This window comes from Lacinutrix sp. Hel_I_90 (assembly GCF_000934685.1).
Taxonomy (GTDB): Bacteria; Bacteroidota; Bacteroidia; order Flavobacteriales; family Flavobacteriaceae; genus Lacinutrix.
Genome location: NZ_JYNQ01000001.1, coordinates 1230787 through 1245192, shown reverse-complemented (window position 1 = coordinate 1245192; position 14406 = coordinate 1230787). Strand labels below are relative to the sequence as shown.

The window sequence follows — 14406 nt, the reverse complement described above, 5'->3', positions numbered from 1 at the left end:
TTGATGTTGCAAACTTACATAAAATCTGTGATGTTATGAATTATGTTTACCTTTGTACTGCAAAAAAATGAATACTATGAGCGGTTTACCAATTTCTGTAATTGTAAGTACGTATAACTCTGAAGACTATTTAAGTAAGGTTTTAGAGAGTTATAAACATCAGGATTATGATAATTTTGAGGTTATAGTGGCCGATGATGGTTCGCGGGAAACAACCAAAACACTTATTGATAGCTTTGCAGCAGATTACCCTGTAAAATTACGCCACATTTGGCATGAAGATCAAGGCTATCGCAGACAAGAATTATTAAATAAATGCATTCTACAAACCGAGTATGATTATATTTTAATGACTGACGGTGATTGTATCGCACGGCCAGACTTTGTATCAACCCATGCTAAGTACGCTGAAAAAGGCTTCTTTTTATCTGGTGGTTATTGCAAACTCGATAAACTAACCAGTGATGCTATTGTTTTAGAAGATATTGAAAACCAAAATTGTTTTAAACCAAAATGGTTAAAGCAGCAAGGTGTTTTAGGTAAAAAGCAACAACTAAAATTGAGTGTTGGTGATAAATTAGCAAATTTTTTGGATGTGGTTACGCCAACAGGAGCTACGTTTAATAACTGTAATTCGAGTGCTTGGAAAGCAGATTTAATAGCTATTAATGGCTACGACGAACGCATGCAATATGGTGGCCCAGATCGTGAATTAGGAGAGCGTTTGGTAAACCTCGGTCTGAAGTCTAAACAAATACGTTACAAAGCGATTTGTTTGCATCTAGATCATCCTAGAGGTTATAAAACCAAAGAATCTTTAGACAGAAATTTGGCGATTAGACGCAAAACAAAAGATAATAAGGTAATAAAAACACCTTATGGAATAGAGAAATTAGAGGATACAAAAAGTAAAGATTAGTTTAATTTATAGGCGCCAATTTTCCAATAGGTTTTTTCTTCGTTGGTAGTAATGGTGCTAAAGTCTAATTCTTCAAAGCGGTCATTTTTAAAATACTCCCAACAACCCAGACCTTCTCTATAAATAGAGACAAGAATAATACCGTTAGGTTTTAAGTGTTCGGCCATGGTATCTATCACCGCTCTTTTTTTAGTTTCATGAATATAATAAAAGGCTTCATTTAGTACGATAACATCATAGTGCATCTCTGGTGTGAAATTGTGAAGATCTGCACAAATAAAAGTGGCCTTGTTTCTATTCTCTTTATTTGCTTTTTTTATTGAAACTGACGAAAAATCCATACCATAAAAAGAAGTAATATTTTCAACATTAAAATAATCGAGTAAAACACCTTCTCCGGAACCTAAATCTAAAATATTTGGATTCTTAGTCCCATGTTTTTCAGTAAGTTCTACAATTTTCTCATATCGTACACGCTCTTTTTCGCCCTTTAAATTTTCCCAACGCCCGCTTCTATATTGTTTATTCCAACGTTGTTTACGTCTCCAGTTATGAAATCTATCTGCTACATTCATTGCTTGGTTTTTAGGTGTTTAGAAAGAAATATATTTAGTTTGGGCATTATAATTTCAGGTGTTAATTGTTTATACATTAACGAAGGATCTTCTTCTATTTTTCGCCGCTCCTCTCTATCCGTAGAAAATAAATCAGGTTTTTCCTCTAATAAGTGAATAGAAGTATGCCGCTCACCATCTTCAAAACTGGCCCAATGTTCCTTGAGAACGTAAGGAGAGAAAATAGTAAAGGTTGGTTTGTTTAAAGCTTTAGCAATATGGACGGTTCCGCCCTCATTACCTACCAGTAAAGTACATTTGTTCATGAGTTTTATAAAACCGCGAATGTTATCTTCATAAATATCAACAATAATTTGATCTTTATTGGCGCATTGTTCATAGATGCTTAAGGCATCCTCTTTTTGATGCGGTGCATAATTGAATAACACATTCACATCGTAATTGGTGGTTATGTGGTTAATCAAGGCAACAATATACTCGTAAGGCATCGATTTTTGAGGGGTGCTTCCTAAAACACCAAGCATTACAAATGGTTTGTCGTAAGCCTCCAGTTTATTGTATTCCTGTTCTTTTTTTGTTAAATATATTTTTGGTTCGTAATCAACTTCAGATGGGGCAATGTCAAAAAAGGAAGTCACCAGATTTACTCTATCTTCAATGACTTTTCCACAATTTTTTGTTTTTTCTTCTAAAAAAGGAACGGTGTGCGTATAAAAAGGCAATACAGTGTTTTTATCTCGCTTTTTAAAGCTAATCCGCATGGGTGCTTTTGTAAAGAGACAAATTAAGCGACTTTGTAGTTTTGCATACGGATCAAAAATAATATCATAGTCCTCTTTTTTAAGGCTATTTATAAGCTTGGTAAGACCACCAAACTTTTTTAACTCCGTTTCATTTATTGGGAGGATTGTATCAATATTAGGGTTGTTTTCTATAACACCAGAGGTGTAATCGTAAACCAAATAATCTATAATACTATCTGGGTAGATTTTTTTCATGTTTTGAGCAATCACCGATACGATCAGTACATCACCGATACGCTTGTTTTGTATAACTAGAATTTTCTTCATATTTATTTCCCTGAAAATTGGGGGCCTGCTACATTATTTTTGCTTCGATGCAAAATATTGTTTTTTGAGCTTTTATTAAAATTTAGTTTCATATATCTTTGAAAAAAACCAACAACATATGCAAACCATACATATTCACGATAAATTTAAAGCTATAGAAGCTCAATTATTAGCCTGTATTTCTAATTTCGAAACCCAAGGCGAATATGTAACAAAAGGGGAGAGGAACGTTATTAAAAGCTTTGAAATTGGTGCCGAAACCATCACTATTAAATCGTTCAAAACACCTAAGGTGATTAATAGCTTCGTGTATAAACACCTGCGTAAATCGAAAGCAAAGCGTTCTTTTGAATATGCCGTAAAGTTGCTGGACTGTAACATTCTAACACCTTTTCCTATTGGTTATGTTGAAGAATCGTCGGCTACAGGATTAAAACACAGTTTTTATATTTGTAGACATCTAGATTATGATTTCGATTTTAGAGTCTTAATTCACAATCCAGAGCTCGACCATCGTGATGAAATTTTAAAACAATTCACCCACTTTACCTATCAGTTGCATGAAAATAACATCAACTTTTTAGACCATTCTCCTGGCAATACATTAATTGTTGAAAACGGACCAAAATATGATTTCTATCTCATTGACTTAAACCGGATGCAATTTGAGGTTATGGATTTACCAAAGCGCATGGAAAATCTAAAAAGACTCTGGCTTTCAAAAAAAATGATTCGTATTATCGCTACAGAATATGCACTAATAAGTAATGAGCCCTTCGAAAACGTCTATAATTTATTGTTAGAATCTTCTCAGGCATTTAAGCGTAGAATCAATCGCAAAAAATACTTGAAACGTAAATATTTAAATAATAAAAAGTAGCTTTAGCAGCAATCAGTCTTCAGTTTGAGTGCTACGACTTACTGAAGACTGCAGGCTAGATGTTACTTTAAACCGCTACATTATGCTCCCGAAGCGCATCATTTAAAGACGTCTTTTTGTTCGTGCTTTCTTTACGTTTGCCTATAATTAACGCACATGGCACATTATAATCGCCAGCAGGAAACGATTTAGTATAACTCCCGGGAATCACAACAGAGCGTTCTGGCACACGACCTCTAAACTCAACAGGTTCGTCTCCAGTGACATCAATAATTTTAGTACTCATGGTTAATACAACATTAGCACCCAAAACAGCTTCTTTTTCTATATGAACCCCTTCAACAACAATACAGCGAGAGCCAATAAAAGCACCATCTTCAATAATAACTGGTGCCGCTTGTAAAGGCTCTAACACGCCACCAATTCCAACACCTCCAGATAAGTGTACATTTTTACCAATTTGTGCACAACTTCCAACGGTTGCCCAGGTATCTACCATAGTTCCTTCATCTACATAAGCACCAATATTAACATAACTTGGCATTAAAATAGTCCCCGCACTAATATAGGCGCCATGTCTAGCAACCGCATGAGGTACCACACGAATGCCTTTTGCAGCATAACCTTTTTTTAGTGGGATTTTATCGTGAAATTCAAAAATACCAACCTCAATAGTTTCCATTTTTTGGATTGGAAAATACAAGACCACCGCTTTTTTCACCCATTCGTTTACCTGCCAGCCACTGGTTGTTGGCTCAGCAACACGAAGCGTGCCTTCGTCTAATAAAGCAACTACTTTTCTAATAGCAGTTTGGGTATTTTCTTCGGTTAGTAATGCACGATCATTCCATGCATTTTCTATAGTAAGTTGTAAATCTTTCATTATAAAATAGTTGTTTTTATGTAAATCTTAAACGGCATTACGCGCTTTTTTTATAGAAAAAGCATGGTAATTTTTTTAATCGTTATTTAAGTATAAAATTCATTTTCATTCATGAGATAGCCACTGCTCTCCTTTGTCGTTCATCGCAAAGACAGTATGCTTTTTTAATTATAGCGTGACCAAAAGGTCAGGCTGTCCGCTATATCTTTTTTACGAGTCGCCCTATAATTTTGCTCATGCTTCACAAAAATAGGCCAACAGATGTAAAAAAGGATGCCACTTCCATCCTTCACGCAAATATAAATTCAATTTAAATAGGACACAATAATTTATAGTATTAAGATATAAACCTTAAATTTGCACAAAAAAAATAATAATGGCTCAAATTCTAGCAATAGATTATGGTAAGGTAAGAACAGGCTTAGCGGTCACAGACGATATGCAAATTATCGCCTCTGGTCTTACTACTGTTGCTACTAAAGTGCTGTTAGATTTTTTAAAAGACTATACAAAAAAAGAACAGGTTGAATTATTCTTGGTTGGCGAGCCCAAACAAATGAATAACCAGGCCAGTGAAAGTGAAGCGCTAATAGCCCCATTTATTAGTCAGTTACGCACCTTTTTTCCTGAGATTCCTGTAAAGCGTGTCGATGAGCGGTTTACCTCAAAAATGGCGGTACAAACCATGATTGATAGCGGACTCAAGAAAAAAAAACGACAAAACAAAGCACTTATTGATGAGATAAGTGCAACCATAATATTACAAAGTTACTTGTATAATAAATAGTATAATACAGAAAGAATGATATTACCAATTGTTGCATACGGCGATCCCGTTTTAAAAGTAAAAGCAAAAGATATTACTCCGGAGTATCCTAAATTTGAGGCGCTTATTGAGAATATGAAGGAAACCATGCACAACGCTTTTGGTGTTGGATTGGCAGCACCACAAATAGGCTTGCCTATCCGTTTGTTTTTAGTAGATGCCTCACCTTTTGCTGAAGATGAAGTGTTGGATGACGAAGAAAGAGCGTTCTTAAAAACATTTAAACATATCTTTATCAATCCTATTATTACAGAAGAAACGGGAGACGAATGGGCTTTTAATGAAGGCTGTTTGAGTATTCCAGATGTTCGTGAAGATGTGTTTAGAAAACCAAATATTAAAATTGAATATTTAGATGAAGCTTTCGAACCACATACATTAAAATTAAGTGGTTTGGCAGCCCGTGTCGTTCAACATGAATACGACCATATTGAAGGGGTGTTGTTTACCGATAAATTATCGGCATTGAAAAAACGTTTAATAAAAAGTAAACTAACCAACATTTCAAAAGGTAAAATTAGCGTCGATTATCGTATGCGTTTTCCTAATATGAAAAAGAAGCGTTAAAAACTTGCAAAACAGAAAAGCGTACAAGATATTTGCGCTCCATTGAAAAAAAACAAAAGCATGGCATTAGATAAAATATTAGCAATTTCAGGAAAACCGGGATTGTATAAATTAGTAACACAAACGCGTGGTGGTTTTGTAGCAGAATCATTAATCGATAACCGTAAAATCACTGTTGGTATTCAGCAAAACGTAAGTATTTTAAGTGAAATTGCTATTTATACCTTAACAGAAGAAGTGCCTTTGCGTGAGGTGTTAAAGAAAATTAAGGCGAAAGAAAATGGGGCGCCAACGGCTATTAGCCATAAGGACAGTAAAGACAAATTAGAAGAATACTTCTTTGAGGTTTTACCAGACTATGATGAAGATCGCGTATATGCCAGTGATATTAAAAAGGTAGTGCAATGGTACAATATGCTTCAAAAAAATGATTTAATGGATTTTGAAGCGCCAAAAGCGTCACAAGAAGAGGAAGAATAGTTTTTTTTAGACAATTTTAAAAATCCAGCAACTCTGCTGGATTTTTTTGTTTTCAATTATCTTTACCAAAACACCAATAACCTATGAATTCTAGAGAAAACCAACTTAAAGCTTTCGATCGATTATTAACCATTATGGACGAGTTGCGTGCGCAATGTCCTTGGGACAAAAAGCAAACTATGGAAAGTTTACGTCACTTGACTATTGAGGAGACTTACGAATTAGGGGATGCCATTTTAGAGAATGATTTAGAAGAAATAAAAAATGAAGTGGGCGATTTACTATTGCATTTAGTGTTTTATGCGAAAATTGGAAGTGAGACTAATAGTTTTGATATCGCAGATGTGTGTAACAGTATTTGCGAAAAACTCATTCATAGACATCCGCATATTTATGGTGATGTCAAGGTGAAAGATGAAGAAGAGGTGAAACGCAATTGGGAAAAATTAAAACTAAAAGAAGGAAAAACAAGTGTGCTTGAAGGGGTGCCTGTAAGCTTACCAGCTTTAGTAAAAGCCAATAGAATACAGGATAAAGTTTCGGGGGTAGGTTTCGACTGGGAACAACCAGAACAAGTGTGGGAGAAAGTAGAGGAGGAGCTAGAAGAATTTAAAGTGGAAGTCGCTAAAAATGACCGAGATAAAATGGAAAGCGAATTTGGTGATGTGCTTTTTTCTATGGTAAATTATGCACGCTTTTTAAATATTAATCCAGAAAATGCCTTAGAGCGTACCAATAAAAAGTTTTCTAAGCGATTTCAGTATTTGGAAGCTAAAGCAAAGGCATTAAACAAAGATTTAAAAGACATGACCCTTGGTGAAATGGATGTTTTTTGGGAGGAGGCCAAAAAACTGTAATTGGAAAATCTGTGATTTTCAAATACTAACATTTGGGAGGAGGCCAAAAAACTGTAATTGGAAAATCTGTGATTTTCAAATACTAACATTTGGGAGGAGGCCAAAAAACTGTAATTTGAAAATCTGTGATTTTCAAATACTAACATTTGGGAGGCCACCAAAAAAACTGTAATTGGAAAATGGGTGATTTTCAAATACTAACATTTGGGAGGCCACCAAAAAACTGTAATTGAAAAATGGGTGATTTTCAAATACTAACATTTGGGAGGCCACCAAAAAACTGTAATTGGAAAATGGGTGATTTTCAAATACTATACAGCGGGAAAATAAAAAAACTTTAATTTTATTTTCAGTCTTCGTGATCCAAAATAATCTTTACTGCGTATATAATAACAAATGACATCATTCTTCATAGGAAATTGGTTAATAGCGTAAACTTTTTAGTATGTCATTTTATAAAAATAGATTATTTCTAGTAAGCGAAATAGAAATAATTGGTTAGTTTAGTTAGGAGCCAAAATCCTGTTTGTTGTAAAAAACGAACAGGATTTGGTTTTTTTATGATGTTTTGTTTCATCGCGCACTGCGATGTCATAAATAATAAGATATTACGTTTAAGGACCTCTTATACATGTCTTCTTGGTGGTGGAGTAAGTAGCTCCGGATTCCTAAAGTGTAGGATAGGAGAAATACTTTTAAACAAAAAAATGCTCACCAAAAAGTGAGCATTTTTTATATTAACAATAGATAAACATCTAAAAGGAGGGGTTATTCTTTAGCTGAATTAGCCTCAGAAGCGTTTTCTGCCTCAGCTTCCTTTTTGGCTTTAGCTTCAGCTTCCGCCTTTGCTTCCGCATTATAAATAACTTTTATTTTATTGAGTTTGCTTTTCCAAATAGCTAATTCGTCTTGATGTTTTTTAATAGTATCGTGTACCGATTTAACTAGCGGATTCTTTTCATCAGCATGTTTAAAAAACAACAAGTTATTTTGCAACTGATTAATTTCAGCTTTTATTTCACTTACTTTTTTTCTAATAAAAGCGCGTTCATTTTCCAATACTCTCGGATCGTCTGCACTTGATAAATCTTGAAGCTTATTTTCAAACTTAATCAATTCCACTTCCGTTTTATTCATATCTAATGATTTGAATAAAGTATCTAAAGCCGAATTAAAATCGCTCTCAATTTTACGTTTCTTGCCAGGCACACGACCAATCGCTTTCCATTTAGAAATATACTCTTTAATTTTAGCTAGATCTGCTTTTTGTTCGCCAGAAAGAGTGGTGTCTTTTACGGTTTTTAAAAGGGCTTCTTTTTCTACTAATGCGTTTTCTTCTTCTTCACTGGCGGCATTACGTTGTTGATGAATACGATCAAAATAATGATTGCAGGCTGCTTTAAATTTTTTCCAGATTTTGTCACTATCTTTTCTAGGTACATGCCCAATATGTTTCCAATCCCCTTGAATTTTCTTCATTAAGGGGGTGGTTGCTTCAAAATCGTCACTGTCTTTATTGGCCTCAGCAATGTCAACAAGCGCTTGTTTCTTTTTTAAATTTTCGTATTGCTCATTTTTCAATGACTTGTAAAAATCATTTTTTTTATGATTGAAGTTTTTAACCACTTCTTTAAACTTTGCCCAGGTTGCTTCATTGACTTTAATGGGCACCTTTCCTGCTTTAAAAAAACCGTCACGTAGAGACTCGACTTCTTTTATTTTTGTTTGCCACGCTTTGTGCGAGTTGTTTTTTACGTCGTTAGTGATGGTTTCAATTTCAGCAATAATGGCTTGCTTAAATTCTAAATTCTTTTCATATACCGCGTCTAAATGTGAAAAATAGACCTGACGCTTGTCATTAATTACTTTTGTAGCGAGTTTAAAACGTTCCCAAATCACTTCGCGATGCTCTTTTGCAACCGGTCCTAGATCCTCTTTCCAAAGTTTATGGAGATTCTGTAATTCTCTAAACGCACGATTTGTGTTCTCTTCATTTGCCAACTCTTCAGCGCGTTCGATAATTTTTGTTTTTTGCTCTAAATTGTGCTCAAAATCTTTATCGCGTAAGTCGCGATCTAAATGTAGTAGGTCATAAAACCGTTCAACATTAAAATGATAACTGTTCCAGGCATTGTTGTATTTATCACGCGGAATTGATCCTGCATGCTTCCAGCGCTCCTGTAACTCTTTAAACTGCTTGTATTTTGTGTTCATTGTTTCATCAAGGTCTGTTAATGCCTTAATGTCTTCAATAATCTCTAAACGAGTCGATAGGTTGTCTTTTAAACCTTTTTCTAAGCCTTTATAATGCGCAGTAAGCTTAGAGCGGTATTCTTTATACGAGTCTTTAAAACTACGTTGTAATGGATTGCTATAATGAAAGTCTATTTCGTTTCCCCCTTTACTTAAGAAATCTTCTTTTTTGTCGTCTATAAGAGCATTGAATTTATCTGTAAACTCCTCTTTAATGGTGTCAACCTGCTTTTTTATAGTTTGTACTTTTTCATTTTTCACCAGTTTTTCCAGCTCAATAACCAATTCATCTAAGGACATCGCATGGTAGTCTTTTTCTTCAATACTGTGCCGTTCACTATTGCTAGTATCTTCTGCATCTTCCGCATTAGACTCGTCAATTTCGTTGATCACATCATCTTCAGTCGATTCATTAACAGGCGGTTGGGTATTTTCTTCCGCTTTAGGCGTTTCTGTTGGTTCTTCTTGTACTGATGTGTTTTGTGTAGGATTTAAGTCCTTTTTTCCGTCTGCGTTTTGCAGGTTATCTTGCTCTGACATTTTATAAAATGTTATGGTTCTAGTGAAAATTTTGACCTTAAAGATAGTAAAAGTTAACCATTAATAGGTGTTGCCATTTTTTTCAAGGGCTTATTTATTCCAAATACGCCATGCCTTTTCGGCTTGAAACGCTAGCATCTTGTGGCCATTTATTGTTATTGCGCCTTTATCGTGTCCATATTTAAGGAACTTGGTTTGCTCTGGATTATAGATTAAATCGAAAAGGATGTGTTTATTACTAATGCCTTGGTAAGGAATGGTTGGACAGCGATCAATTTCGGGAAAAGTGCCTAAAGGGGTACAGTTAATTATGATCGTATGGTCTTTTATGTCTTCTACAGAAAGCATATCGTATGTAAAATGAACCCCTTCGGCAGCGCTTCGTGAGACAAAATCATACCTTATGTTTAAAGATTTTAAAACGTAGGCAATCGCTTTACTCGCACCACCAGTGCCTAAGATGAGTGCTTTTTTATGATGCGATTCAAGATGCGGCTTTAATGCTTTTTTAAAGCCATAATAATCTGTATTGTAACCAACACATTGTCCTTTTTTATTGATTTTAATGGTGTTTACTGCACCAATCGCTTGTGCTGTTTTATGGAGCTTATCTAAATAAGGAATAATAGCTTCTTTGTATGGAATAGTAACGTTAAAACCTTTAATGTTTGGTAACTGTTTCAGTTTTATGTCAAAAGCTTCAATGTCCTCAATATCAAAATTTTCGTATGTGGCATCGTCTATTTGTGCTGACTCAAATTTATTTTTAAAGTAATTTCGAGAAAATGAGTATGAAATATTTTTTCCTATTAATCCAAATCTACGCATTGACTGTTCTTGTTTTTTTATCGTAATATGCTAAACCTAATACAATAGCAATTCCAAAGATTACAAAAGCAATGGCAATAAAGGTTTCTGTATTTAATTCAGGTATAAAACGTTTGTAGTTTTTAACAATATAGGTTCCGCCAGAATCAAACAAGAAGGCGCCATTAGGATCTTTTTTATAGATGGTCTCTTTCCAGGGCCAAACCACACCAAGCGAACCGACTATAAAACCAATAATAGAGGCTGTAGTCACGCTTTTATAGTGTTTTAGAATATAGCTGAGGGCGTGAGAGAAGGTGACTAAGCCAAAAACAGAACCCAAGGTAAAAACAGCTAATACTTTAAGCATTCGAAGGCGTTCTACGTTTGCTGTAAAGCTAAAATTTCCGCCCAATACCTCATAGAACGTATCATATAAGGCATTCACAGAATCGACTAAAAGCAACACATAATTACCTAATAAAATAAGAATGAAAGAGCCTGAAAACCCAGGTAATGTCATGCCTGACACGCTAATAATACCACAGAAAAAAACAAACCATAAATTGTCGTTTTCGGTTGCAGGGTCTAGAAAGCTAATACCAATGCCGATAGCCGCACCGATTAATAGTGCCAAGTAGGTGGTTAATTTCCAATCTTCAAAATCTTTACTAATGTAATATATAGAGCCTACAATCATTCCAAAAAATACACTCCACACATAGAGTTCGTAATGTTCTATAGCAAAATCTAAAATTTGGGAGACGCTAAAATAGCTCACCAGCATGCCAAAAAACAGTAAACTTAAAAACCGACCATTAACATAATGGAAAAAGGACGAAAATCGACCAGAGAGCAATAACCGTAAAGCAATAAGATTAAATCGTTTAAGCGAATAAATAAACTCCTCATAGAATCCGGCAACAAAAGCAACAACACCACCAGAAACACCAGGCACTTTGTTAGCTGCACCCATTCCCAGTCCTTTTAAAACTAGAAAAAATTTATCGCTTAAGGTTCTTGTACTCTGCATTTATACTTTTTTAGCGCCTATTTTTTCTAATATAAATATGGTTAAGAATCCAGCAACCATTAGCACAAGAGCCAGAGTTAATTGGTGGTCTATACTATTAATTTCTGAATATTGAAACGGAGAAATACTCTGTTCCATAACTGTTTTATAGCTATCAAAATCATTTTCGTTTTTTTGAAAAACAGAGAGTGTCCCTAATTCTGAAATGACATTGAAAGGCACTTCTTTCCCTGTGGTTTCATTCATTACAGAAACAGTTTGCTTCCAAGGCCACATTTTGTTTAAAGACCCTAAAATAAAACCAGTAAGTAAGGCTAATGTTGTGTTATGATAGTTTTTGAAAAGCCATTTTAAGAGTTTACTGAAACTAAGTAGACCAACAACAGCACCCATAGCAAAAATGGCTATTTTTTTAAAATCGAAATCATGCATGGCATTGCTCAATGCTTTATAGGCGCCTAAAATGATAAGAATAAATGATCCTGAAATGCCTGGTAAAATCATGGCACAAATGGCAATGGCTCCAGCTATAAATAAGAACCAAGGGTTGTTATTCGCTGCTAGACTGGGTAGGCTGGTCACGTAATACGCGATGGCAGCTCCAACAATAACAGCGATAATGGTTAACGGTTTCCATTTGGTAATTTGTTTACCTACAAAATAAATACTAACCACGATGAGACCGAAAAAGAAAGACCAAATCAAGACCGGATGTTGTTCTATAAGATATTTTGCTAAGCGCATAAACGAGGCAAAACTTATAATGATACCTGTTAATAAGGCTAATACAAAACTGCCATTGGCTTGTGCCCAGAACGCTTTAAAACCTTCTGTTTTTAGGGTTTTAAAAAGAGCGATATTAATATTACTAATGGTCGTAATTAATTCTTCGTAAATTCCAGAGATGAAGGCAATCGTGCCACCCGAAACGCCAGGAACAGCATCTGCCGCACCCATGGCGATGCCTTTAAGCGAAATGAGTAAGTAGTCTTTAAATTGTCTTGGCATGCTTTAGTTTTTTACTAAACCAAAGGTATGTATTTTTGAGAGAACTGTTTTGGTTTTATTGCCCGAGATTAGTGATTATTAATCAATTAATCTCATTTTTTTTGGGCATTTCTTCTTATAGTCTTCGCTTTTTCTTTGACTTGACTATCATTCAATTCGTAAAGCGACATTAATTTACCTGCTAATCACACTATTTACTAGCAAAGACTCATAAACCTCTGGAAATAGCTCCTCTAAAATAATCACATGCTCAGCATCAAAACGCAGGGCATTTTTTAAGTGATAGCTGGCTTTTTCTGTTTCCAAAAGGGAATAGTATAGTCCCGCTAAACGAAACTCTATTTCAGCATGCTCAGGATAGAATTCTGCAGCTTGAATTAAATTAAAACTTGCCGCTTCTGGTTCTCCTAGTTGTGTTAATAAATCACTACGTATTAACCAGGTTTCTAATTCGTAGTTACCTAATTCAATGGCGCGTTTATAACCGCGTTCAGCTTCTTCTAGTAAATTTAATCTATGATTAATCTTAGCATAGAGTTTCCAGTAGATGACATTTTCACTATCAATATTTATAGCTTTATTAATGTAGTATAAGGCTTTTTGAGCATTTTTTTGCCTCACATAAAATTTAGTGATTGCAATCCATCCTTTGTCTAATAACGGATCTTCATGAACCGTTTTATAGTAATATTGTACCGCTAAATCATCTTGACCTAATTTTTCATGACAATTACCAATACGCAATAAAGCGAACGAAGTGGGGTCATCTAAAGTTAAGGTAATGCTATAATTTTCAATGGCTTCGTTGTAACGTTTTAATTTTTCTAGAACTTTACCTTTTTCAAGATAAGCCCCAACAAAAGTATCATCAGAAATAATGGCGAAATCATAAGCGCTTAAGGCTTTTATAAAGTCTTTCATCTCATAATACTGTCTGCCTAATTGATGCCAGGCCACTTCACAATATGGATTGCTATCTAAATAATTGTTTAAATAGGTGATAGCAGCTTCGTTTTGATCTAAAAAATCAAAGCAATAAACGATGTTGTATAGAGAGGCATAATCTTCTGGATCTTCCTCTAGACATTTCATAAAACTCTCTTTAGCCGCTTCAAACTGATCTAGAAATAAATGCTCCATCCCAATTAAGGAATAGAGATCTGCAGTATCTTCTGCTAATTCTAAAGCACGATGTAATACAGAAATGGCTTCTTCGTGTTTGTCATCTTTTGATAGGATATTTGCTTTTTGTATATAGATTTCTTCGTTTGAAGGCTCTAAAACATACAGGCTATCTAAAAGAGAATGCGCTTTTTCAAGCTCGTTTTCAAAAACAAAAACTTCAACTTTAAATAGTTTGAGGTTAGTAGAAGTAGGGTGTTGTTCTAAACCGAGTTTGATGGCTTTTTTCGCTAAAGCAACCTTACCTTGATTAAGATAGTAGTGTATGATATTTTCAAATTCATTCGAATCAAAAAACAAAACATTGTTTGTTTTTAGCATCGATTCAAACTTAGTGAGCGATTTATTTTCGTAGTCTTCTTGGCTAAATTCCATAGGCTAATGTTTAGCGTTGCGTTACTCTAAATGTAATACTCAATTCCTTTTTTACGGGTATTTAAACCCAAATGTTTTTAACAAAGTAATGAACAACTGTTAGTGCGCTTACGTTTTTAAGGGGCTTAATAACTGAAAATTAACACCTTGC

General features: G+C 34.7%; 14 protein-coding genes. 6 read left to right on the top strand and 8 right to left on the bottom strand.

Annotated features, from left to right (window positions below):
• Positions 1–76 precede the first annotated feature (76 nt).
• A complete protein-coding gene (locus tag GQ46_RS05565; RefSeq protein ID WP_156133106.1) occupies positions 77–919 on the top strand; it encodes a glycosyltransferase family 2 protein in 843 nt (280 codons plus the stop codon).
• Here the strand turns inward: GQ46_RS05565 and GQ46_RS05560 are convergent.
• Positions 916–1494 (bottom strand): trans-aconitate 2-methyltransferase, encoded by a 579-nt coding sequence (locus GQ46_RS05560; RefSeq protein ID WP_044399115.1) that lies wholly within the window; start codon positions 1492–1494, stop codon positions 916–918. The two genes, GQ46_RS05565 and GQ46_RS05560, sit on opposite strands and share 4 nt — an antisense overlap.
• Positions 1491–2564, bottom strand: coding sequence for a glycosyltransferase family 9 protein (locus GQ46_RS05555; RefSeq protein WP_044399113.1), 1074 nt, complete (start codon positions 2562–2564; stop codon positions 1491–1493). The genes GQ46_RS05560 and GQ46_RS05555 overlap by 4 nt, the downstream gene beginning before the upstream one ends.
• Positions 2565–2682: 118 nt before the next feature.
• Here GQ46_RS05555 and GQ46_RS05550 point away from each other — a divergent pair, with 118 nt between their 5' ends.
• The gene (locus tag GQ46_RS05550; protein ID WP_044399111.1) at positions 2683–3444 is read left to right on the top strand and encodes a lipopolysaccharide kinase InaA family protein; all 762 of its coding nucleotides are present in this window, start codon (positions 2683–2685) and stop codon (positions 3442–3444) included.
• Positions 3445–3511: 67 nt separating this feature from the next.
• Here GQ46_RS05550 and GQ46_RS05545 read toward each other — a convergent pair whose 3' ends face one another.
• Positions 3512–4327 (bottom strand): 2,3,4,5-tetrahydropyridine-2,6-dicarboxylate N-succinyltransferase, encoded by an 816-nt coding sequence (locus tag GQ46_RS05545; RefSeq protein ID WP_044399109.1) that lies wholly within the window; start codon positions 4325–4327, stop codon positions 3512–3514.
• 376 nt (positions 4328–4703) lie between these two features.
• Here GQ46_RS05545 and ruvX point away from each other — a divergent pair, with 376 nt between their 5' ends.
• The 4 genes from ruvX to mazG all read left to right on the top strand — a co-directional run bounded on the left by ruvX (position 4704) and on the right by mazG (position 7057).
• Positions 4704–5114: a Holliday junction resolvase RuvX gene (gene ruvX / locus GQ46_RS05540; RefSeq protein ID WP_044399107.1), complete on the top strand. Its 411-nt coding sequence runs from the start codon at positions 4704–4706 to the stop codon at positions 5112–5114.
• A 15-nt stretch (positions 5115–5129) separates the two neighbouring features.
• The gene (gene def, locus GQ46_RS05535) at positions 5130–5720 is read left to right on the top strand and encodes a peptide deformylase (protein WP_044399104.1); all 591 of its coding nucleotides are present in this window, start codon (positions 5130–5132) and stop codon (positions 5718–5720) included.
• A gap of 60 nt (positions 5721–5780) precedes the next feature.
• Positions 5781–6200, top strand: a complete 420-nt coding sequence (locus GQ46_RS05530) for a DUF5606 domain-containing protein (RefSeq protein WP_044399102.1) — start codon at positions 5781–5783, stop codon at positions 6198–6200.
• A gap of 83 nt (positions 6201–6283) precedes the next feature.
• Positions 6284–7057 (top strand): nucleoside triphosphate pyrophosphohydrolase, encoded by a 774-nt coding sequence (mazG, locus tag GQ46_RS05525; RefSeq protein WP_044399100.1) that lies wholly within the window; start codon positions 6284–6286, stop codon positions 7055–7057.
• Positions 7058–7825: 768 nt separating this feature from the next.
• On the opposite strand, the gene GQ46_RS05520 is transcribed toward mazG, so the two are convergent.
• The 5 genes from GQ46_RS05520 to GQ46_RS05500 all read right to left on the bottom strand — a co-directional run bounded on the left by GQ46_RS05520 (position 7826) and on the right by GQ46_RS05500 (position 14255).
• Positions 7826–9850, bottom strand: a complete 2025-nt coding sequence (locus GQ46_RS05520; RefSeq protein ID WP_044399098.1) for a DUF349 domain-containing protein — start codon at positions 9848–9850, stop codon at positions 7826–7828.
• Between the two features lie 90 nt (positions 9851–9940).
• Positions 9941–10678: a shikimate dehydrogenase gene (locus GQ46_RS05515; protein WP_044399096.1), complete on the bottom strand. Its 738-nt coding sequence runs from the start codon at positions 10676–10678 to the stop codon at positions 9941–9943.
• Complete coding sequence (locus tag GQ46_RS05510) at positions 10671–11690, bottom strand: DUF368 domain-containing protein (protein ID WP_044399094.1); 1020 nt, start codon at positions 11688–11690, stop codon at positions 10671–10673. The genes GQ46_RS05515 and GQ46_RS05510 overlap by 8 nt, the downstream gene beginning before the upstream one ends.
• Positions 11691–12698, bottom strand: a complete 1008-nt coding sequence (locus GQ46_RS05505) for a DUF368 domain-containing protein (protein WP_044399092.1) — start codon at positions 12696–12698, stop codon at positions 11691–11693.
• Positions 12699–12872: 174 nt separating this feature from the next.
• Positions 12873–14255 carry a tetratricopeptide repeat protein gene (locus GQ46_RS05500; RefSeq protein ID WP_044399090.1) on the bottom strand — a complete coding sequence of 461 codons (1383 nt, stop codon included), beginning with the start codon at positions 14253–14255 and terminating at the stop codon, positions 12873–12875.
• Between the last annotated feature and the right edge of the window lie 151 nt (positions 14256–14406).

Bases quoted from the DNA above. Each gene is read 5' to 3' on its own strand.
- GQ46_RS05560 (WP_044399115.1), bottom strand. From the start codon at position 1,494: ATGAATGTAGCAGATAGATTTCATAACTGGAGACGTAAACAACGTTGG.
- GQ46_RS05550 (WP_044399111.1), top strand. From the start codon at position 2,683: ATGCAAACCATACATATTCACGATAAATTTAAAGCTATAGAAGCTCAA.
- GQ46_RS05530 (WP_044399102.1), top strand. From the start codon at position 5,781: ATGGCATTAGATAAAATATTAGCAATTTCAGGAAAACCGGGATTGTAT.
- GQ46_RS05500 (WP_044399090.1), bottom strand. From the start codon at position 14,255: ATGGAATTTAGCCAAGAAGACTACGAAAATAAATCGCTCACTAAGTTT.
- GQ46_RS05515 (WP_044399096.1), bottom strand. From the start codon at position 10,678: ATGCGTAGATTTGGATTAATAGGAAAAAATATTTCATACTCATTTTCT.
- GQ46_RS05510 (WP_044399094.1), bottom strand. From the start codon at position 11,690: ATGCAGAGTACAAGAACCTTAAGCGATAAATTTTTTCTAGTTTTAAAA.
- ruvX (WP_044399107.1), top strand. From the start codon at position 4,704: ATGGCTCAAATTCTAGCAATAGATTATGGTAAGGTAAGAACAGGCTTA.
- GQ46_RS05505 (WP_044399092.1), bottom strand. From the start codon at position 12,698: ATGCCAAGACAATTTAAAGACTACTTACTCATTTCGCTTAAAGGCATC.
- def (WP_044399104.1), top strand. From the start codon at position 5,130: ATGATATTACCAATTGTTGCATACGGCGATCCCGTTTTAAAAGTAAAA.
- GQ46_RS05555 (WP_044399113.1), bottom strand. From the start codon at position 2,564: ATGAAGAAAATTCTAGTTATACAAAACAAGCGTATCGGTGATGTACTG.
- GQ46_RS05520 (WP_044399098.1), bottom strand. From the start codon at position 9,850: ATGTCAGAGCAAGATAACCTGCAAAACGCAGACGGAAAAAAGGACTTA.
- GQ46_RS05565 (WP_156133106.1), top strand. From the start codon at position 77: ATGAGCGGTTTACCAATTTCTGTAATTGTAAGTACGTATAACTCTGAA.
- mazG (WP_044399100.1), top strand. From the start codon at position 6,284: ATGAATTCTAGAGAAAACCAACTTAAAGCTTTCGATCGATTATTAACC.
- GQ46_RS05545 (WP_044399109.1), bottom strand. From the start codon at position 4,327: ATGAAAGATTTACAACTTACTATAGAAAATGCATGGAATGATCGTGCA.